The organism is Corallococcus sp. NCSPR001 (genome assembly GCF_017309135.1).
GTDB lineage: Bacteria > Myxococcota > Myxococcia > Myxococcales > Myxococcaceae > Corallococcus.
Window position 1 is genome coordinate 1,076,698 of sequence record NZ_JAFIMS010000002.1, and the last position, 20,540, is coordinate 1,097,237.

Below are 20,540 nucleotides of genomic sequence, written 5' to 3' on the forward strand. Positions count from 1 at the left end.
TCCGAGGAGAGCGACGCACCATGCGGCTCGTGAAGATTGGCATCGCAAGCGTCAACACCACCGTGGGCGCCTTCCAGGCGAACACCGACCGGGTGCTGGACCTGGCGAGGAAGATGGCGGCGGAGGACGTCACGTTGGGCGTCTTCCCCGAGCAGGTCATCGCCGGCTACCCCGCGGAGGACCTGGTGCAGTGGCAGGGCTTCATCGACCACCAGTGGCCGCAGCTGGAGCGCTTCGCGAAGGAGACCGCGGCGCTGCCGCTGGTGAGCATCCTGGGCGTGGGCGTGGCCCACCAGGGCGTGCGCCTCAACTGCGCGGCGGTGGTGGCGGGCGGCAAGGTGCTGGGCCTGGTGCCGAAGGAGAAGCTGCCCACGTACAACGTCTTCTATGAGGGCCGCACCTTCGGCCACGGCCAGCCGGGCATGGCGGAGACGCACCGGGGCGTGCCGCTGGGTGACTACCTCTTCCAGTTCGACTTCGGCACGCTGGCGCCGGAGGTGTGCGAGGACATCTGGAGCGCGGACGGCCCCATGCGCCGGCGCGCGTACTCCGGCGGCGAGCTGGTGGTGAACCTGTCCGCGTCCCCCTTCCGGCTGGGCTTCTGGGAGACGCGCCGCGAGCTCATCGCCACGCGCGCGTCCGACCACCAGGTGACCATCGCGTACGCGAACGCGGTGGGCAGCAACGACGGCCTCATCTTCGACGGCGGCGGCTTCATCAACCAGAACGGCCGCCACGTGCTGGAGACGCCGCGCTTCCAGCAGGGCTTCACCTCCGCCGTGGTGGACCTGGACCGCACGCTGCGCCTGCGCACGGAGAACACCACCTGGCGCGTGGACCGCGAGGACTGGGTCACGGCCGGCGGCAGGCAGGTGCCCACGCTGGACTGCACGCAGGCGGTGGCGACAGAGCGCCAGAAGCTGACGTACCCCGTGCCCGCGCACCGCAGCTTCTTCCTGCCCGCGCCGGACACCCGCCGCACCGCGCGCGTGGCGCTGTGCGAGGACATCCTGGACGCGCTGTCGCTGGGCGTGGGCGACTACTTCGAGAAGACGCGCGCCTTCAAGCTGTTCGGCATCGCGCTGTCGGGCGGACGGGACTCGCTGCTCACGCTGCTCATCGCGCACCGGTACGCGAAGCGCGCGCGGCCGGACAACCCGGGCTCGCTCATCCAGGCGTTCTACATGCCCAGCCCGTACTCCAGTCAGCAGACGCGCGACGCGGCGGAGACCATCGCGCGGGAATTGGGCGTGCCCTTCCAGGTGGTCTCCATCGAAGAGGCCTTCGAGCGGGAGAAGGCCGCCGCCCAGACGATGCTGGGCGCAACGAAGCTCACCCCCATCACCGAGCAGAACATCCAGGCCCGCATCCGCGCCCAGCGCATGTGGAACTGGAGCAACTCCTGCGGGGGCCTGTTCCTGCAGACGGGCAACATGAGCGAGAAGTCCGTGGGCTACACCACCATCGGCGGGGACCTGATGGGCGCGCTCGCGGTCATCGCCAACGTGCCCAAGACGGTGGTGATGTACCTGTTGGACTACCTCCAGGAGACCACCGGCTACGAGGGCATCCGCAAGGTGCTGGCCAAGCCCGCGGGGCCGGAGCTGGCGCATGATCAGGTGGGCGAGGAGGAGCTGATGCCCTTCCCCATCCTGGACGCGTGCTTCTACCTGCACGCGGGGGAGAAGCTCACCCCGTCGGAGATGCGCACCGCGCTCACCGCGATGTTCCCGGAGGTGGATGCGGAGCGGCTGGGCGGATACGTGGACCGCTTCGTGCGCCTGTTCCACCAGTCCATCTACAAGTGGGTCCAGGCGCCGCTGTCGCTGCACATCGGCAACCTGGACCTGGACCGTGAGCGCGCGCTGCAATTGCCTGTCGTCACCGGTTCGGCCTGGCTGCGCAAGGCGTGACGGAAGGTCCATGGACGTCTGTCTTTGACGGTGGACAGGGGGGCGTCCGGGCCCTCCGTCCCCGTGAAGTGGCTCTGAAACCACGCCCTGTCCCCTGGAGGGCAGGCGGGCAGGTCAGCTGTCTTTGACCTTCCGCGCAAGGCTTGCCGGATGTCCCTCGCACGACAACCTTCATGTCAGTCAGTCGACGATGGAGGGTTGGATGAAAGCGAAAATTCTGGCGGGCGCCATCGCGGCGCTCATGTACGGGACGGGCGCAGGTGCGGCGGAGAAGGATTGCCCTCCAGGGCAGGCCGCGGTCCCCAAGGACCAGCAGAACAAGGACACGACGGCGCAGTCCTCCCAGGGCGGGGTCCAGGAGGAAGACCTCCTCATCGAGGAAGCGCCCGTGGATGAATCGCTTCAGGGCACGGGCGGCAGCGGGTCGATGGACGAGTCCTCGAAGAGCAGCAAGAACCTGGGCACCAGCGACCAGGGCCTGAGCAGCCCCAGCTCCAGCAGCACCGGTGAGGGTGGCGTCGTCTACCTGAACAAGCCGATGCGGTGCGAGCCGATCAGCCCGTCCGGGACGGGCGGCAGTGGCGCCAGCGGCATCACGCCGCAGAACGAACCGGTTGCGCCGGAACCCCCGGCGCCTCCTCCCGCGGCGGTGCCTCCCGCTCCGCCTCCGCCTCCGTCCGGCACGAGCAGCGGTGGCATGAGCCAGCGTGACAGCTCGCTGTCCGGCGAGCAGGCCACGGGCGGCAGCGGCATGACCACGCCGCCTCCGGCGTACACGCCCTCGGCGTCAACCAATGAGGACATCCAGCCGCTGGAGGTGGAGAAGAAGAGCAAGAACGACAAGAAGGGGCTGACGCTCCTCATCGGTGGCGGTGTGGAAGGCTACACCGGCGCCCTGGCCCCGCAGCTCGCCCCCGGTCCCTCCGCGGCCGTGACGGCGTCGCTCAAGCCGACGTCCGTGCTGGGCATCGAGGTCGGCTACTCCGGCGCCTTGAACAACATCAAGGACGCGGGCTCCGCGGGCGCGGATACCGGCCCGGACCTGGTGCGCAACGGTGGCCAGGCGGCCCTGACGCTCGCCGTGACGCCGTCGGCGGTGCAGCCGTACCTCCTGGGCGGCATCGGCATCAGCAACTACCACTTCCGCGGCGGTGAATCGCTTGGCTACAGCGATGACACCGTGGGCAACATCCCGGCGGGCGTGGGCGTGCGCGGCCACTTCGGCCACTTCACCGCGGACCTGCGTGGCTACTACAACTTCCTGTTCGACAAGCAGTTCGCCCCGGACATCCAGCCGGGCGGCAGCGACCCGTCGGGCGGTGGCAGCTACACGACCACGCTGAACGTGGGTGGCACGTTCTGACCTGAAGTCTCCATGGCAGGAGCTGGCGGCGGGGTGTCCGGAATCATCCGGAGCCCCGCCGCCACTTTTTTATTCCAGCCCGGGGCGGGGCATTCAGGGAGGCGGGAGGCTGCGCACGGCGTTAGAGTGCGCATTTTTCCAGGGCGGACCCTTCCGCCAAGGAGCTTGAGATGAGCCTGGGTGTAGAGGACGTGAAGGTCGGAACCGGGGCGGAAGCGGTCGCTGGCAAGCGGGTGACGGTGCACTACGTGGGCACGCTCACGGACGGCAAGAAGTTCGACAGCAGCCGCGACCGGGGTCAGGGCTTCACCTTCGGTCTGGGCGCGGGCCAGGTCATCCAGGGCTGGGACCAGGGCGTCGCGGGCATGAAGGTCGGCGGCGTCCGCAAGCTCACCATCCCGCCGGAGCTGGGCTACGGCTCGCGCGGCGCGGCCGGTGTGATTCCCCCCAACGCGACCCTCTTGTTCGAGGTGGAGCTGTTGGACGTTCGGTAGGAGGACTTCATGGCGACGCTCGAAATCACGAAGGACAACTTCAAGGAGACGGTGGGCAAGAGCGGCATCGTCATCCTGGACTGGTGGGCGACCTGGTGTGGTCCCTGCCGCGCGTTCGCGCCCATCTTCGACAAAACCTCCAACAAGCACGCGGACGTCGTGTTCGGGAAGATCGACACCGACGCGCAGCCGGAGTTGTCCGGTGCTTTCGAGATTCGCTCCATCCCCACGCTGATGGTGTTCCGGGACGGCATCCTGCTGTTCGAGCAGCCGGGAGCGATGCCGGAGGCGGCGCTGGAGGACCTGCTGCGGCAGGTCCGCGCGCTGAACATGGATGACGTGCGGCGCGAGGTCGAGGCGCAGCGCGCCGCGAAGGAAGCGCCCAAGGCCTGACGCTTCCGCCGGGGCCCTCCCCCTCGTGACGGGGAGGCCCTACGGCGCGGCGACGGTGCAGACGCCGCCGCCGTTGAGGTGCGCCTGATCCACGATGCTCTGGGTGACGAACTCCTGGAGCGTGCGCAGGGCGTAGGCGCCGGGCTGGTAGACGACCGGCTGGCCCTGGGCGTCCCGCAGCTCGCCGCCGTCCAGCCCGCGCAGGTCGAGCAGTTCCTGGGACGCCAGCCCCTCCGGCGTGATGGCGTGGTCCGCGTCCGCGGTGGCGGCGATGGCCTCGAAGCGCAATTGCACGCCGCGGTGGGTCCCCAACCGGTCGTAGAACATGTGCTCGGCGTGGATGGTGACCTCCGCCTCCGCCACGGAGCCCTCCGGTACGACGATGCCCTGGGTGCCGTCCACGCCGTTGATGCAGTCCACCATCCGCGCGTCCACCGGGAAGCCCATGCGGAAGGTGTAGAGGCCCAGCGCGGGGTCGCGGTTCTGCGCGCGGCCCTCCACGAAGTAGCTGAAGCCGCGCTCGCGCATCATCGCCAGGTCCTCCTCGGACACGGACGTGCCCGCCACGGTGCGCGCCTCCGGAGGGCTCACGCGGAAGGCCACGCCGTAGCGCCCCGCCTCCAGGCCCGTGAGCCCGGTGAGGGGCACGTCCCCCTTCTGCACGTCCACCAGCAGGTGCTCCGTCGTGGCGTGCACGTCGCCGGCCGCGGAAGTGAGCGTGAAGTCGCCCAGGGACACCAGGTACTTGGTGAACTGCACGGACCAGCCGTCCTGGAAGAGGTGATCCGCGTAGCCGCGCTGCGTCCCGTCCCCGCCGCTCAACGACACCCGCACGTCGCCCTGCGCCACGGCGTCACCGCAGCCGCAGGCCATGAGCGCCAACGCGCCTGGCAGCAGGCCACGGGTCCACTTGCTTCGTTGGTTCATGCATCCGGTTGGTATTTGTAACTATGTTGCAAGTCAAGTCTGGGTTGCGATATCCACGGGTGGCCGTTGGGAGGTCCGCCCGTGCCGGGTGGACCCCGAAGGCCGAGGTCGTTGCCTGTGTTCATCCCGACGCTGGTGCTCTGGCTGTTGAGCGCGTCGCCCGAAGCCCCCGTGACGCCGCCCGTCCCCGTGGAGGCACCGCCGCCCGTGATGCCGGCGGACGTCCCGCCGTTGACCCAGGCCGTGCGGGTGCTGCTGCGGCTGACCATCGACGCAGGAGGAGAGGTGTCCCAGGTGGAGGTCCAGGAGTCCGGAGGCACCGCGTTCGACCGGGCCGCGATGGCGGCGGCCCTGCGCTGGCGCTTCCAGCCCGCGCGCCAGGGCGCGGAGCCGCTGGAGGTTCGCGTGGACGTGCCGGTGACGTTCGAGCCGGTGGCGGAGTCTTCCGTGGTGGAGGTCGCGGAGCCCGCGCCTCCTCCGAAGCTGGAGCCGCCCTCATTCTCCACCACGGTGCGGGGGCAGTCCGCCGCTCCGCCTCCGGTCGCCGTGGGGGACTTCCACATCACGGTGGGTCAGCTGGCGGATGTGCCTCGCAACTCGGCCACGGACCTGATGTTGCTGGCGCCGGGCGTGATGCTGGCCAATCACGGCGGGGAAGGGCACGCGGAGACCGTCTACCTGCGCGGCTTCGACGCGGGCGAGGGCAAGGACGTGGAGATGCGCCTGGACGGGGTGCCCCTCAACGAGGTCTCCAACGCCCACGGTCACGGCTACGCGGACACGTACTTCATCATCCCGGAGCTGGTGCAATCCCTGCGCGTGACGGAAGGGCCGTATGACCCATCCCAGGGCGACTTCGGCGTGGCGGGCACCGTGGAGTACCAACTGGGGCTGGAGCGGCGGGGCATCACCGCGTCCGCCAGCTCCGGCAGCTTCGCGTCGCGCCGGCTGTCCCTGGTGTGGGGCCCGCCCGAGTCCACCGCCGCCACCTTCGTCGGCGTGCTGCTGCGCCAGGGGCACGGCTTCGGCCCCAACCGCGCGTACGCGAACGCGGGGCTGATGGCCCAGACGGAGCTGCGCCTGGGCCCGGAGACGAAGCTGCGCCTGTTCGGCGCGAGCTACGCCGCGCGCTACGCCTCCGCGGGCGTGGTGCGGGAGACGGACGTCGTGGACGCGCGGCTGCCGTGTGACGCGGACGCGGACTCGCAGTTCTTCTGTCTCTACGACCCGAACCAGGGCGGCGCGAGCCAGCGCCACATCGCCTCCGTGGAGCTGACGTCCCGGCTGGAGCGCGGAGGCCGCTTCGTGCAGCAGGCCTTCGCCATCGCCCGGCGGATGCGCAGCCGCGAGAACTTCACCGGCTTCCTCCAGGACACGCCTCCCATTGGCGAGGCCCAGCGCGGCGACAACACGGAGCAGTCCTACCAGGGCACCACCGTGGGGCTGCGCGGCCGTTACACGCCGGGCCTCACCGGGTGGGGCCAGCCGCAACCGGTGGAGCTGGGCTACGTGGCCCGCTACGACAACGTGCACACCCGCGCGCGGCGCCTGCGCGACAAGGGCGGCGCGCCCTACGCCACCGTGTTCGACAACCAGGTGCGCGTAACGAACCTGGGCGCATACCTGTCCCTGCGCGGCGCGCCGCTGGAGTGGCTCACGCTGCGAGGCGGCGTGCGCGTGGACACGTTCCTGTTCGGCGTGGAGGACCTGAACCGGCCGGCGGAGGACCGGCAGGGGGCGCGCATCCCGGAGGAGTCCGTGGAGGCCTATGGCTTCTTCGCCAGCCCCCGGGCCAGCGCGGAGGTGCGCCTGACGCCGCGCCTCACGTGGCTGACCAGCGCGGGCCTGGGCGCACGCTCCAGCGACGCGGCCGGCCTGTCCGACGCGGAGTTCGCGCCCTATGCGCGGGTGACGTCCGGGGAGACGGGCCTGGGGTGGCGGTGGGACGACGGTCCGTCATCGCTGGAGCTGCGGAGCGCCGTGTTCGCCACGCGCGTGTCCCAGGACCTGGTGTTCAGCGAGACGACGGGGCGCAACCAGCCCATCGGCCCGTCGCAGCGGCTGGGCGCGTTCGGCAGCGCGCGCTTCCAGTGGGAGCAGCACCTGGACGTGCAGGCGAGCCTCGCGTGGGCCCGCGCGACGCAGCCGTTGCCCGGGGCCTCGGCGTGGAGGCCGTGGGACGGCGCGGTGCTGCCGTACATCCCGCAGGTGCTGGGGCGCGTGGACGCGTCGTGGCGGGGCACGGCCACCGTGGCCCGTCAGCCGGTGGGGTGGAGCGTGGCGTTGGGGCACAGCGCCATCGGGCCCAGGCCCCTGCCGTTGGATCGCTACAGCGAGTCCATCTTCCTCTTCGACGTGGCGGCCCGCGCGAGCTGGCGCGCCGTGGAGCTGGGCCTGTCCGTGGAGAACCTGCTGGACGCGCGCTGGCGCGAGTCCGAGTTCAACTACGTGTCCAACTTCCGCGGCCCCGACGCGCCCGCGTCCCTGCTGGCCACGCGCCACTTCTCCGCCGGTGCTCCCCGCACCGTGCGCGGCACCCTCACCGTGTACCTGGACCTCCAGGAGGATCGGCCATGAAGCGCTACTCCCGTCGTGCCTTCACGTGGATGTTGGGCGGAGCGTTCGCCGCGGGATGCGGGCTGTCCGGCACCGGTGGCCGGAGCATCACCTTCCGCATGGGCCTTCGCACGGGACTCGCGTCCGGAGAGACGGCCGTCGGCGCCTTCACCACCGACACCGGTTGGCGCGTGACGCTCACCACCGCGCGCCTGGTGCTGGGGCCCATCTACCTGTTCGAGAAGGCCTCGCCCCTCCAGCCCCAGGCCCTGCTGCGCCGCCTGGGAGACGCGCTGCTGCCCACCGCGCACGCGCACGAAGGGGACTTCTTCTCCGGGGGCCGCGTGCTGGGCGAGTGGGACCGGGAGGTGGTCTTCGATCTGCTCGCGGACGCGGGACAGGCGCGCGTGTTGGGGCGCTCCCCTGGCATCGCGGGCATGGCGCGCTCGCTGTCGCTGCTGCTCCAGCCGCCGTCGAGCGCCCTGGGCGCGGAGGCGGACGTGATGCAGGGGCGCTCCCTGTTCCTGGAGGGCGTCGCGACCCAGGCTTCGGCGCGCGTGCCCTTCCGCGTCGCGATGGACTTCCCTCCGCCCGTGGAGCTCCAGCGCGTGGACTTCGTGCCCATCGAGGTGGACCTGGACGACGAGGGGCTCTTCGTCCTGGAGCCACGGCCGGACCGCTGGTTCACCGGCGCGCGCTTCGACCGGCTGACGGTGCCCGCGGAGGGGACACCGGTGGACGTGGGGACGGACACGCAGGTGTACCGGGCGCTGAGCGTCAACGTGCGCCGCTTCGACGCGTTCACGGGCGCGTGGGAGCCCGTGGCGTGATTCACACCTGCGTCCAGAACGGCGCCAGCACCAGGTCCACCTTGCCGAAGGGGTCGGCGCGCACGCGGTCCTCGCTCACGAAGGTGTTCATCAGCACCCAGCGCTCGTGGTCCTGGCGGAACACCTCCACCACGCGGTGCACGGGGTTGATGATCCACGCGTTGCGGATGCCCGCGCGGGCGTAGCGCGGCATCTTGATGGCCAGGTCCAGCTTCGCGGTGGCGGGCGTCAGCACCTCGCAGACCCAATCCGGCACGCGGTCGATGAACGAGCCATCCGGCAGGGTCGGCGGCCGTCCGCTCATCCATCCCGCCAGGTCCGGGACGAGCACGTCCTCGCCCAGCAGCAGCCGGGGCTCGGAGGTCCACCACCAGCCCTCGGGTGCGCGTCCCAAGAGCGGCGTCATGCCCTGCTTGCGCGCGATGGGCGGCGACGAGACGTAGAGGACGCCATCCAGTGCTTCGCCCACGAGGTAGTGGGGCAGGGTCTGCACTTCCTCGTAGGGGGCGAGCGTCCTTCGGGGAGCGGCGTGGCGCATGCGGGAGGCCTCCGGGTCCGAGAGATACCGTCACCGTAGCGGGCAGCCCTTCACGCGGCATTGGACCGGCGGGGAGGCCCACCTTGTCCTGGTGGACGCACGCCCTCCCCGCGGGCTGTGTGGGATTGCTATTCGCGCTCCAGCACGAACTGGAGGTGCTCCGAGGCCACGGGGCCGAACTGGAACAGGTGGATCTGGTCCCCCGGCTCCGACGTGAACGTCACCGTGTGCGTGATGCCGGCGCAGATGAACCGCGCGGGGGCGAGCACCGACGCCACGTCCGTCCCCGCCGTGTCGTTGGTCACCTTCGTGGGGACCTCCTGGTTCAGGTAGAGCGTGACGTGCTCGGCGTTCTCCGGGTCGGAGATGAAGCCCGTGTAGCCGCCGAAGCCCGCCTCCACCGGGCGCAGGGTGACGTCGTAGCGCGCGTGGCCGGTCTGCGTGTCGGGCGGGAAGTCGAAGGGCGTGCGGCCCGCGGTGACGGCCTCCGGCGTGTTGACGAGCGTGTGCGTGCACGCGTGCTCCAGCTCCGGGTCACGCTCGCCGGTGGTGAAGTCCAGCGCGGTGTCACCGCCCAGCCTCACGGTGGCCGCTGACAGCGCGTTCCCGGCCGCGTCCTTCAATGCGTCCAGCGCCAGGGCGTGGTGCGTGGAGACCTCCAGCGGCCGGGTGCTCTCCTCGGTGCGTGGCACGGTGACGGTGAGCGTGCGCGCGTCCTCGGACCAGATGCCGGTGAGGACGCGGGCGGGGGCGGTGGTGTCCGTGCGGTCATGCAGCGTGACCTGGGCGGCGGTGATGTCCATGGGCTCGCTGAAGGTGAGCGTCAGCACCTTGCGGAAGGCGATGACCGGCGTCTGGCCGGACGCGTCCAGGTACATCTCCAGCGGGTAGACGTCCGTCTCGCCCTCGGAGGGACGGGAGGTGGTGACGGTGGCGGTGGACGCGGTCGTGCCGGCGTCGGTGCCGGTGCCCGCATCGGAGCCCGCGTCCGTCGTCATGCCCGCGTCCGGCGTGACGATGGAGGCGTCATCATCGCAGCCGGTCAACGCGAGGGCGGCGCAGGTGGCGAACAGGAAGGTGGCGGAGGAGAGACGCATCGGGGAGTCCTTCAGGCATGCGGGGAAAGGCCCGCGCCGGAGCACCGTTCCGAGGTGAGATGCTCCAGCGCGGGAGCGGACCTGCTCAGGCCCGCGTCAGGGGACGGCGATCAGCACTGCGACCCGTCGCAGTTGTCATCGATGCCGTTGCCACAGATCTCCGTGGCGCCCGGGTGGATGCTGGCGCCGGAGCCCGGCGTGTCGTTGCAGTCGAAGCGCTGCGTCGTGTAGCCGGAGGGCGGCGTGCACGCGGTGAGGACGGACACGGAGTTGTTGCCGTACCCGTCGCCGTCCGCGTCCTGGTAGTAGCGCGTGCGCGTGTCGTTGAGGAACTCCGGCACCACGGTGAGCGCGTTGCCGGACGCCGGCCCCGCCTCGAGGATGTACGTCGTGCCCGCCGTCAGGTCGTAGACGGACACGTACGTGAGCGAGCACCCGGAGGCCGACACGCCGTGCGCCAGCGCGGAGGGCACCGTGGCGCTGGTGGCGCCGTTGACGACGGTGAAGGCCACGTTCTGCGTCCGGTAGAACGCATATGAACCGGTGGTGGCCGGGACGTACGTCACGGAGCCCTCGGCGCCGGACGGCAGCGCCAGGTCATACGCCTTGTGCTTCGTGCTGATGGCGGGCGCGCTGGTGACGCGCGTGGCGCTCGCCGTGATGGACACGTGGTCCGTGGGGTTGCCGGCGTGGGTGCACGCGTGCGTGGTGATGCTCGTGCCCAGCGACGTGCAACCGGCCTCCAACTCCTGCGAATCCCGCGCCTCGAAGGAGGCCTCCGGCGCCTCCTCCATCGGTCCGCAGGCCGTCAGGCCGAGCGACAACCACGCGCCCAGCGCGATGCGCTTCATCTTCAACATGGGTGTTTCCTTTCGGGATGCCGGACGCGGCGGGGTGCCAGGCGGCCAGGAAGCCACCGGTGCGTCCGGTGACCCACTCATGCCGTAAACGCAATTTTGTTGCAATAAGTCGCGGGGCGATTCAGGCCGTCACTGGAGGTGTTCGATGACGAGCCCGAGGTTCGTGAGCGGGGTGGGGCCGAAGGTGACGGTGTACTGGACCTTGTCCGTCAGCTCGTAGCCGACCATCTGCTTCAGGCCGTCACAGAAGCCGCCCGTGGCCTGGGTGCCCATGGGCTCCACGACGCGCTCGCCCTCCTTCACGGTGACGGCGACGTCGGGCGTGCTCAGGTAGAGGATGAAGTCGCCGCTCGCCCAGGCCTTGAAGCTGAAGGTGCCCATGGACTGGCCGTTCTCCGGGCGCAACTGGACGGTGTAGTGCGTGTGGAAGTCGTCCACGCGCGGCTGCCGCTCTGGCGATGCGGTGACGGTGGCGAAGGGGCCGTTGGTGACATGCCAGCAGGCGTGCTCGCCGTTGTCCCCGAAGTCGAAGTCCGTGCGCGGCACGTAGTCCGGGTCCGCCACGCACGACAGGCCCGCTTCGCTGGCCAGATAGCCCCGGTTGCAGTGGCACCAGTCGCCGTCAGGCTCGCGGTGGATGTGGCCGTTGGGGGCGCATGGGTCGCCCTGCTCCTGGGGCGTGCCGGGCGAGGCGGCGTCGCTGCCGCAAGCGGTCAGGACCGCGAGGCCGCCGGCCAGGAGGAGGGCTGGAAACGGGGTGCGCATGGGGCTGTCTCATCGGAAGCTGGGACGTAGATGCAATTGAGATACAGAAGTTTTCGGATGTTGGGAAGGCCCGTGGACCTTGGAGGTGTCCACGGGCCTTCGGTCACGCGGGCCTACTCCTCGGGGTGGTCGTGGCCCGTCTCCTCGACGATGAGGAGGAACGTGGCGGGCTGGGGAACGACGGCCGCGAAGTCCAGGCGGTAGTCCACGCCGCCCTCCAGGTCGGCCGTGACGGCGGTGCGCAGGTTGCCGCAGACCTCCTGCGGGACGTGGTAGCGGCACTCGAGGCCGACCTCCTCGTTCGTGGCCGCGTTGAAGATGCGGACGGCGCGGTAGCCGGAGGTGAGGAAGGCGTACTCGGTGGACTCTTCCGGCGTGAAGATGACGGAGCCCGCGTAGGCCAGCGTCCACTGCTTGTAGCGGATGGCCGGCAGGGTGACGTTGTACGCGGTGTGCCCCACGCTCACGTCCACGAAGGACGGGCCGCCATAGGGCGCGGCGGTGACGGACTCGAAGGGGCCGTATTCGGCGTGGATGCAGGAGTGCTCGGCGACCTCCGCCAGCTCCTCCGTGTCCTCGCAGGCGGCGAGCAGCTCCGACTGCTGGGTGACGGGGGCTTGCGTATCCGGTGCGGGGGCTTCTTCGGTTCCGCAGCCGGCGAGCAGGACGACGGCGCCAGCGGCGAGCAGGGCATGGAGATGCTTCGACATCAGGGACTCCTTGGGTGGGTACCGCGGGTGAAGGCGGGAGTCCGCAGTAGATGCCACCAGGAGTCACATGCAATCAAGTTGCATTTTGTGAGGTGGTGCCTGGGGGAGTGTCGGGCGGGGTGGGCTGTCACTCCGATTCCACGAAGGAGGGCTGGTCCTGGGACGCGGGCGTGCCGAAGATGGGGCGCTTTTGTCCCGCAGGGCTGGAGGTGCCGTGAAATGAGAGGGTCGTCCTTCTTGTCGCGCGTCCTGGTGTTGTCCGTGCTGGTGCTCCCCGCGTTCGCGCAGGCGGGCTCCTATCTCCGGGTGGTGAGCTGGAACCTCCGCCACGAGGGATGGGCGGCCGAGCAGACCTACCTGGATGACGCGAAGCAGCTGTGGAACCAGTTCGGTGCGAACAGCAACTCGAACAATGGCTGTGACCTGGTGTTCCTCCAGGAGGTGATGGACGCGGCGGCGGCGACGGCCATCGCGACGAACCTGACGACGGTCTCCGGGGTGACATGGAAGGCGGTGGTGACGCCGCTCATCGGCCGGTCGTCCTACAAGGAGCACTACGCGGTGCTGTACCGGACGGACACGGTGTCGCTGCTGTCCTCCACGGTGTGGACGGACACCGGGGACCTGTTCGAGCGCGAGCCGCAGGTGGTGAAGGTGCGCCACGTGCCCACGGGCGCGGACTACACGTTCCTCAACTGGCACGCGGTGTGGGGCACGGCGACGGACCGCACGCTGGAGGCGCAGGCCATCGACGGCGTGTTCGCGTCCGTGCAGTCCGCCAGCAGCTCGGACCAGGACGTCATCCTCGTGGGCGACCACAACATGGCCTGCACCCACGCGTCCTGGAGCCAGCTGAAGGGCCTGTCGCCCACGGTGACGTGCAAGCTGGACGTGGCCACGACCATGAACACGTCCGGGGGCTACGCCAACCCGTACGACCACTTCTGGATGCAGGACACCTACGTGACGGAGTTCTCCAGCACGGGCCGCGACTACATCGCGAACCCGCTGGACTACGTCACCCGGCTGTCGGACCACGCGCCGGTGTGGCTGTCCCTGTACTCCAACAGCGACACGGACTGATGCGCGTGAAGCAGGTGCTGGGAGGTCTGCTGGTGGCGGTGCTCGTGGGCGTGGGCCTGTGGATGCTGCTGCGTCCCGAGCCCGCGCCACCGCTGGCGCCGCCATCACCTCCCGTGACCGCGCGGGTCGAGGACGCCGGTGTGCCGGAGGTGGCTCCTCAAGTGGAGGCCGCGGTGGACGCGGGCCTGTGGCTGACGGCGACGCTGGAGGGCTCACGTCCGTTCGAGGGCGAGGCGCGCGTGGGCGCGGCGTTCATCTCCGACGCGGATCGCGGTTGGTGGGAAGAGGAGGGCCGCCGGCGCATCTCTCGCGCGGGCCCCAAGCGCCTGGAGGAGATGGCCAATGTGCGGGAGTGGGTGGAGTCTCCAGCCACTGCTTCCGCGCAGGGCGGCGTGGTGGGGCCGGTGGCGGTGCCTTCCGCGCCGCGCTACCAGGTGATGGCGTACGCGCCGGATGGCACGGTCTGGTGGGGCGACCATGTGCCCGACACGCAGCCGGTGACGGGGCGGGTGGACGTGGGCCGGCTGCGGGAACATCCACCCACGGGCGTGCGCGTGCGGCTGGAGGGGGCTCGGGATGTCCCGGGCACCTTCACCGTGCGGATGCAGCGGGGCGTGGATCCGGACGACGCGGAGGAGGCCAGCATGCTGCTGCCGGTGCTGGCGCTGGCGGCGCCGGAGTTGATGCACGCCTTCGAGAACGACACCCCCGTGCCCCTGGTGAAGGACGGAGAGACGCGGCTCGCGCCCCTGCCTCCGGACCGGTCGCTGAGGCTGTGGTTGCGCACGCCTTCGGGGAAGCAGAGCGAGCCGGTGGAGGTCCCCCTGCGCGAGGGCATCGTGGCGCCGGTGACGCTGGACGTGGCGAAGCTGTTCCCCGAGGGCGTGGGGGAGACCGTCACGCTGCGGGGCCGGGTGCTGCTGGGGGATGGGGCGCGGCCCCTGGGGCCCGCGGTGTACCGGCAAGGGGATGGCGGCGAGGAGCACCCGCTCGCGCCGGACGGCCACTTCACGATTCCGGACGTGCCGAAGTGGCAGGAGACCCGCTTCACGGTGCGGCGGGAGGTGACGGAGGACGAGGGACGGCCCGTGGGGCCCTCGTGGTGGGACTTCGTCTTCACGCCGACGGCGGAGTCGCGAGGCACCGTGGACGTGGTGTGGCGCATGCCGGTGTACCGGTGGCTGGTGCTGCGGATGGATGGCTTCACGCGGGCGCAGTTGAGGGAACGCACGTCGCCGCCCTATCCGGTGTACCTGCTGGAGCGCCGCGACGCGCAGGGCGTGTGGAGCGTCGTGCCCACGCGGGAGTTCCGCCCGGAGGAAGATGGCCTCGCGGTGTCCCTGCTGGAGCCCGGCACGTACCGGATCCAGGTGGCGTCGTCGCCGTATGCCTCACGGCCGAGCAGCACCGCCCGGGCGGGCGAGGACTTCTCGGACGTGGAGACGCGGCTGTCACCGGAGGACGCGGCCGTGTCCACGTGCGAGGTGCGGGTCTTCCGCGAGGGACGGCCGGTGGCGGGCGCGCTCGTCATCGCGGGCGGAGCGAATCCATCCCTGCCGCCCGTGCGGGGGGAGACGGACACCGCGGGCCGGTGGCGGATGGGGCTCATGACCTCCAGCGCGCTCCCCTTGCAGGTGCACGAAAGGGACGCCATGGATTGGGAGGGCGACGGAGCGGAGGCGTGCCACCGCTCGGGCGTCGTGGAGGTGCGGCTGTAGTTCAGGCGGCCGACGCCGTTAGAAGCTCGTCGGGGGCGCTGGCCAGCTCGACGTTCTCCTCGGTGACTTCCTCGGCGGTGCGGGCCTGGACGGTCAGGGCCTGCACCCACAGCTCCAGGACATCCATCAGCGCGCTGCGCGTCTCGCCCTGGAGCGGGGCCAGGCGCCGCGCCATGCGCTCCTGCACCTGCGCATCCATCTGATCCGCGAGCACGCGGCCCACGTCGGTGAGGCGCACGCGCACGCGCCGGCGATCATGCCGCACCGAGCGCTCCCGCCGCACGAGGCCGCCGTCCTCCAGCCGGTCCACCAGCCGGCTCAGGCGCGGCATGGCGAGTCCCCCCAGGCGCGCGGCGAGCACACCCACGGGCAGCAGGCTCTCCGAGCGCAACCACCAGATGGCCTGAAGCTCCCGAGGCTCCCAGTGGGGATGGCTCAGGGCATCCAGGGGACTCTCCAGCGCGCCGCAGCGGGCCGCGTCCACGAGGAGATTCCGCCACCGCGCCACCTGCACGCGCACCTCCGCCGAGAGCTCCGTCATGTGTCCCTCACCGCCGTCAGCAAGCGCCGCGTCCGAGCCTCGCGTGCGCCGCCTCCGGCATCCCGCGGGCTCAGCCCGCGAAGACATCAACGGAAATACGTGACGGATATATCGAACTGGTTACTGACCGGATTTTCGCGGGGCGGGCCTACCGCGTCTGGCACGACGGATGCTGGCGCCTCACGAGGCCTTGCTCACCTTGGGCCGAGCGGGTGCTGCTGTCCTCCTGCGAGCCATCAGCACCGAGCGGGCCTGGAAGGAGTAGCGCGCGACGCGGGGCGCCCACTTCACGAAGGCAGCGCAGGAGAGGTCCTCCGGGAAGACGTGTTGTTGCCGGAGTTCATCCACCCGCGCCTTCAGCTCCGCCCAACGCTCCGGTGATTTCTCGGAGCTGGGGCAGGCTTGGATGAAGTCCCACCACGAGCCCGTGGGCGCCTGTTCCACCAGGGTCTCCAGCACTCGCGTCGCTTCCGCTGGATGGCCAATCAGCATCGCGAGCAGGAACTGCGCGAACCGGCATTCGCCGGGACGCTCAGGGCTTCCGATGAACGCGGCCCGCTCGTTGGTTGGGAGGGAGGCATGCAGGAGGCGGTACGTGTTGACGAAGCGCTTGGCGGCCCGGGGTGAAGGGATGAACCCATGCAGCGCTTTCATGAAGCGGCCCTCCTCGTCCGTGATGCGTAACAGGAGCGGCGCTGGAGGCGGAGGGGGCGGTTCGCTGGCTCTGACGGGCTTCGCTTCTGGAGAGGGGACGGGCTTCTGTTCGGGATCAGGCAGCGCGGGTGCCGGGAGGGCGGGTTGGAGTGCGGCGTCTCCGGGCGGTGCCGGGAGGGTGGCTGGAGCCGCTTCGGCGGCGGCTCGGGTCAGGTCATCGATGAGGGAGCCGAAGCCCTCTGGATCCATGACGCGCAGGGCGTAGGGAATCTGGAAGATCTTCTCCAGGTAGTTGAGCGGCGTGGATTGCCAGTGGTGCTGCTCCTCGCTGGACATGCCGTTGTCCTTTTGGAGCGAAGACTGGAAGACCTTGGAGTTCTGCTGGAGGGAGTGCAACAGCCAGCGTGAGTCCACGCCCACCACGACGACGAACAGCTCGAAGGCGAGGAGGAGGTGGACGGCCTGGAGCACGTCGACGACTTTGTCCTCGGGGCAGCGGTCCAGGTCGTCAATGTAGAGGATGATGCGGTCGATCCGCGGCAGGTCGGAGGGCTTGTTCGAGTGTTCCTCGCGTGCCGCCTTGAGCAGCTCGGTGAGCCGTTCGAAGTCCTGCTGGGCGCGGGCAATGACGCCCAGGTGCTGGGTGTAGTCCGTGCTCTGGTGCCGCTTGCGGATGAAATCGGAGACCTGTCGGTCCGCGCGCAGGGCATCGAGCTGCGCCTCTACGTCGCGAAGCGCGGCCATGGCTTCGTCCACGGACTTCTGGGCCTGATCCACTTGAAGGGTGAGGGTCTTGCGCTCTTCTTCCATCTCCGCGCGCCGCGCCTGCTTCCGTTCTTCGATCTGCGTGGTGGCCGCGTTCCATGCGGTCTCCAGTTCCTTCGCCGCTGCCTTCGCCGCCGCGAGGAAGGGCCGCAGTTTCAGGACGAGTCCTGCGATGCCCGCGAAGCTCAGGAGCCCGCACAGCTCCTTCCAGGCCTCGATGAAGTGAGGTGCTACCAGCAACGCGAGGGCAGGGAGGCCCAGGCACACGAGCAGCAACAGCAGGAAGCTCCGCCGTTCTCCGGAGGGTTTGGACGCGAGCGACTGCCAGAAAGCACGGAGGCGTCCGGACAGGTTTCGCAGCTCCAGGAGTTGTTCGATGCCCTCCGGCGTCAGAGCTTGCTTCAAGGGAAGCTGGAGCTTCGTGGAGAGTTCCTCCGCCTGCTTCTGAAGTCCCGTGGTCTCCATGATGCGCTGGAGGGTGTTCCGGTTGAGCTTCACGTCTCGCAGGTCGGAGCGGAGCTCTTCCTCCGCGTGCTCCAGCTTCTGGAGTCTTTCCTCGCTCTGACGGAGGCTGAGTGCGACGGATTCCTTCTGCTGCTGGGCTTCGGCCAGCACGTTGCGCGAGCTGTCCGTGGCGGCGAGCAGTTGGGCGCGCTTCGTGGCGGCGGTGACGGTGTCGCCGCTGGAGAGCTTCTGGGCAAGCTGTTCGAAGATCTCCGAGGTCAGGCTGGCCCAGAGGTTCTGCGTGTCGATGTAGCTCCAGGCGTTGAAGCGGATCTGAACGATCTTCTCGCAATAGCCAGGAGTCGCCGTCGCCGCGACGGCGTCGATGGACTTCTCCAGCCGACGCATGAAGAAGCTCTTGCCGCTGCCCCAGTCGCCGAAGAGGCCCAGGGACAACGGAGGCTCCACGTCCCGTGCGGCCAGGACGGAGACCAGCGCCTGCACTTCCGAGTCGATGCCGAGTCGGTCCTCGCCTTGGAGGTCATCCGGGCGGAAGCCCACGAGGAGCGGTTCGTCCAGGGGCTCGAATGCGATGGCCTCCCGGCTCAGGCCCATGGCCGCCATCGCCTGGACGAGCGGGCTTTCGTTGACGGATAGGACACCGTGGAGCAGATGGGTGCTCTCGATGTGATCCGACAGTCGGACAGTGGCTGCCTTTGCGGCGAGATCGAAGGCTTCGCGAACGTAAGTGGAGAGTTCTGGAAGGGTTCTGATTGGGGAGACTTCGTAGCTGCCACTGCGAGGAATCTCGGTGCGACTCTCCTTGTGGATGGCAGTCATCAGCTCGTCAAGAGAGATTCCTCTGCGCCGCATCATCTCAGGAAGAGGACCGGCTGCTTCTTGCGCGAGCGCGGCGACGAGATACTCCAGAAGGATCTTAGGCCACGGCTTAGGGACAGCCCGGCGCATGCCATCCGCGACCTCAAGGACTTGACGTGCAGGGGACGTTAGCTTCTCGAACCACAGCCGCTCGGTGAGCATCTGCTGGGCCCAGGCTGCCTCGTCCCTCTCCGGTGCGAGATGCCCCTGTACGATGGACCAGAGACTGCTTTCTCTGAGCCAAGTCAGAGGGATGGCTTGGCAACGCCTTGGTGAAGTGGAGGAAGAACGAAGAATGCCCACGAGGCGGCCATCGGAAATGATGGGCGCTCCACTGCTTCCGGCTGCGGGAAGTGGGCCATCAACTCTTAAGAGCAGCAAGCCATTGGTCTCGACGAGGACTACGCTCCCCGAGAACCGCAGTGTGAATTGGGTTGGCTCATCATCATTGAAGATCCCTCGGGACTGCCAACTCGCGCCTACCTGCGGGGGGTGGAACGTCAGCGCTGGGGGACGTTGGGGGGCACCGTCTTGGTGCACCAACTGCAAGAGCGCGATGTCTTTCTGTGAATCACGCCCCACGACGCGGGCTGTTGCAGAAAGTTCCCGATTGTCCGGGTTGATGACAATGATGCGAGACGCGTTGCTGGGAATGGCGTGGTTGGTGGTGAGCGCCAGTCCCGGTGCCAGCAATGTCGCCATGGCGTGCCAGCGGGCTCTATGGAGAGGCCCCTCTGGAATCACGATGAGCGCGATCGAATCGAGGACCGAATGCTCTTTATTCACCAACTGCCCCCCAACGTGTCAGGCCTTGCTTCCGCAATCCTAACACGTTGGGCCGGTGCCTACGGTCACTCCGCGCCCGCTGCCTTGCGCCGCGCGGTCCGCGCCTTCGCGTGGGCCTTGTCGAAGCCTTCGTAGAAGCGCACGGCCTGCTCACCCACCATCTGGATGTGCTGGTTGTTGAGGTACGCCGTGATGGGCGCGGCGACCAGCGGCATCGCGCGGCCCAGCGTCGTCATGCCGCCCTTCGCGAGCAGCAGCGCCGCCAGCTTGCCCAGCACCTTCGGTCCGGAGCGGTGCAGCGGCCCCAGCCCGTTGGCGTAGCCGAACAGGTCCAACAGCTCTCCGCGCGCCCGGTCCGTCTTGAGGTTCGCCTTGTAGAGCGTGGCCACGTCCGTGAGCAGGACGAGCTGCAGGTACGCCATGAACGTCAGGTCCGCCGGCAGCGAGATGAGCCCGAACACGCCGCTCACGCCGCCCACCATGCTCGCGAGGCTCTTCTTCTCGTCCACCAGCCGCTGCGCCAGCTCCTTGGTCGTCGCGGACGGGTAGCGCTTCTCCAGCGCCGCCACGCGCACGCGCGCCCGGCCAATCTCCCCCTGGATGAGGTCCGACAGGCGCAGCGCCCCCAGCTTCTTCATCTCCGCGGGGGACAGCTTCTTCATGAAGCCCAGCCGCTCCGTCACGCTGTCGTAGAAGGCCATGTCGTCTCCTCCTTGGGGCCGCGATGAACGCGGCCGGTCGTCTCTAGTAACCCCGGTCCGCCAGATACAGGTCCACCAACGCGCCCTCTTCGTACCAGGCGTGTCGCATCTCGGACTGGAACCACCGCGAATCCGGGCGCGCCGAGCGCACCTCCAGCTTCACCCGGTTGGGCCCCGTGTCGATGACCGCCGCCCGCGCCTTGCACGCCGCGCCCGGCTCCTCGCCGAAGCCGCCCTCCAGGCACACCTCGTCCCCCACCGACAGGCGCCGGGCGTACTCCTGGGCCAGGTAGAGGGCGTCGTCACAGCCGCCGCGCACGGAGGACTTCCCCAGCGCCGCGCAGCGGTCCTGGGCGGGCGCGCGGATGACCGGCACGTTGGAGACGAACGCGTCCTCCTCGTTGGGGTCGCGCTGATACGGGCCCACCTGCTTGCACCCCGCCACCGTCACCAGGACCGTCAGCCCTGCCCACGTCCACTTCATCGCGTCATCGCCTCCGGGACGCGCGCCGCCGCGCCTCCG

The 20,540-nt window shown here is 69.4% G+C and carries 18 protein-coding genes; 8 read left to right on the forward strand and 10 right to left on the reverse strand.

Features of this window, described 5'->3' with window-relative positions:
- The first annotated feature begins 20 nt into the window (after positions 1-20).
- The 4 genes from nadE (at position 21) to trxA (ending at position 4,163) form a co-directional block, all read left to right on the forward strand.
- Positions 21-1,913, forward strand: a complete 1,893-nt coding sequence (gene nadE / locus JYJ93_RS06520; RefSeq protein WP_206787336.1) for an NAD(+) synthase — start codon at positions 21-23, stop codon at positions 1,911-1,913.
- Between the two features lie 202 nt (positions 1,914-2,115).
- On the forward strand, positions 2,116-3,276 hold the full coding sequence (locus JYJ93_RS06525; protein WP_206787337.1) for a hypothetical protein: 1,161 nt from the start codon (positions 2,116-2,118) through the stop codon (positions 3,274-3,276).
- Between the two features lie 170 nt (positions 3,277-3,446).
- Positions 3,447-3,770 (forward strand): FKBP-type peptidyl-prolyl cis-trans isomerase, encoded by a 324-nt coding sequence (locus JYJ93_RS06530; RefSeq protein ID WP_120560981.1) that lies wholly within the window; start codon positions 3,447-3,449, stop codon positions 3,768-3,770.
- Between the two features lie 9 nt (positions 3,771-3,779).
- Entirely contained in the window at positions 3,780-4,163 is a 384-nt protein-coding gene (gene trxA / locus JYJ93_RS06535; protein WP_206787338.1) for a thioredoxin, read from the forward strand.
- Positions 4,164-4,202: 39 nt separating this feature from the next.
- On the opposite strand, the gene JYJ93_RS06540 is transcribed toward trxA, so the two are convergent.
- The gene (locus tag JYJ93_RS06540) at positions 4,203-5,090 is read right to left on the reverse strand and encodes a hypothetical protein (RefSeq protein ID WP_206787339.1); all 888 of its coding nucleotides are present in this window, start codon (positions 5,088-5,090) and stop codon (positions 4,203-4,205) included.
- Positions 5,091-5,207: 117 nt separating this feature from the next.
- Between JYJ93_RS06540 and JYJ93_RS06545 the strand changes: the two genes are divergently transcribed.
- Both JYJ93_RS06545 and JYJ93_RS06550 read left to right on the forward strand, forming a co-directional pair.
- A complete protein-coding gene (locus JYJ93_RS06545) occupies positions 5,208-7,667 on the forward strand; it encodes a TonB family protein (protein WP_206800139.1) in 2,460 nt (819 codons plus the stop codon).
- On the forward strand, positions 7,664-8,476 hold the full coding sequence (locus tag JYJ93_RS06550; RefSeq protein WP_206787340.1) for a hypothetical protein: 813 nt from the start codon (positions 7,664-7,666) through the stop codon (positions 8,474-8,476). The genes JYJ93_RS06545 and JYJ93_RS06550 overlap by 4 nt, the downstream gene beginning before the upstream one ends.
- Position 8,477: 1 nt before the next feature.
- Here the strand turns inward: JYJ93_RS06550 and JYJ93_RS06555 are convergent, their stop codons facing one another.
- From JYJ93_RS06555 to JYJ93_RS06575, 5 genes are all read right to left on the reverse strand, one after another.
- Positions 8,478-9,014 carry a Uma2 family endonuclease gene (locus JYJ93_RS06555; protein ID WP_206787342.1) on the reverse strand — a complete coding sequence of 179 codons (537 nt, stop codon included), beginning with the start codon at positions 9,012-9,014 and terminating at the stop codon, positions 8,478-8,480.
- A 128-nt stretch (positions 9,015-9,142) separates the two neighbouring features.
- Complete coding sequence (locus JYJ93_RS06560; RefSeq protein WP_206800715.1) at positions 9,143-10,111, reverse strand: Ig-like domain-containing protein; 969 nt, start codon at positions 10,109-10,111, stop codon at positions 9,143-9,145.
- A gap of 110 nt (positions 10,112-10,221) precedes the next feature.
- Positions 10,222-10,971, reverse strand: coding sequence for a putative metal-binding motif-containing protein (locus tag JYJ93_RS06565; RefSeq protein WP_206787344.1), 750 nt, complete (start codon positions 10,969-10,971; stop codon positions 10,222-10,224).
- Positions 10,972-11,100: 129 nt separating this feature from the next.
- The gene (locus JYJ93_RS06570; protein ID WP_206787346.1) at positions 11,101-11,736 is read right to left on the reverse strand and encodes a hypothetical protein; all 636 of its coding nucleotides are present in this window, start codon (positions 11,734-11,736) and stop codon (positions 11,101-11,103) included.
- Positions 11,737-11,849: 113 nt separating this feature from the next.
- On the reverse strand, positions 11,850-12,446 hold the full coding sequence (locus tag JYJ93_RS06575; RefSeq protein ID WP_206787348.1) for a hypothetical protein: 597 nt from the start codon (positions 12,444-12,446) through the stop codon (positions 11,850-11,852).
- Between the two features lie 219 nt (positions 12,447-12,665).
- Between JYJ93_RS06575 and JYJ93_RS06580 the strand changes: the two genes are divergently transcribed.
- Both JYJ93_RS06580 and JYJ93_RS06585 read left to right on the forward strand, forming a co-directional pair.
- On the forward strand, positions 12,666-13,529 hold the full coding sequence (locus tag JYJ93_RS06580) for a deoxyribonuclease I (protein ID WP_206787350.1): 864 nt from the start codon (positions 12,666-12,668) through the stop codon (positions 13,527-13,529).
- Positions 13,529-15,247 carry a carboxypeptidase regulatory-like domain-containing protein gene (locus JYJ93_RS06585; protein ID WP_206787351.1) on the forward strand — a complete coding sequence of 573 codons (1,719 nt, stop codon included), beginning with the start codon at positions 13,529-13,531 and terminating at the stop codon, positions 15,245-15,247. The genes JYJ93_RS06580 and JYJ93_RS06585 overlap by 1 nt, the downstream gene beginning before the upstream one ends.
- Before the next feature lies 1 nt (position 15,248).
- On the opposite strand, the gene JYJ93_RS06590 is transcribed toward JYJ93_RS06585, so the two are convergent.
- The 4 genes from JYJ93_RS06590 to JYJ93_RS06605 form a co-directional block, all read right to left on the reverse strand.
- The gene (locus tag JYJ93_RS06590; RefSeq protein WP_206787352.1) at positions 15,249-15,788 is read right to left on the reverse strand and encodes a MarR family winged helix-turn-helix transcriptional regulator; all 540 of its coding nucleotides are present in this window, start codon (positions 15,786-15,788) and stop codon (positions 15,249-15,251) included.
- 180 nt (positions 15,789-15,968) lie between these two features.
- Positions 15,969-19,232 (reverse strand): P-loop NTPase fold protein, encoded by a 3,264-nt coding sequence (locus tag JYJ93_RS06595; protein ID WP_206787353.1) that lies wholly within the window; start codon positions 19,230-19,232, stop codon positions 15,969-15,971.
- 149 nt (positions 19,233-19,381) lie between these two features.
- Positions 19,382-20,017, reverse strand: a complete 636-nt coding sequence (locus JYJ93_RS06600; protein ID WP_206787354.1) for an EcsC family protein — start codon at positions 20,015-20,017, stop codon at positions 19,382-19,384.
- A gap of 43 nt (positions 20,018-20,060) precedes the next feature.
- Entirely contained in the window at positions 20,061-20,501 is a 441-nt protein-coding gene (locus JYJ93_RS06605; RefSeq protein WP_206787355.1) for a hypothetical protein, read from the reverse strand.
- Positions 20,502-20,540: the final 39 nt, after the last annotated feature.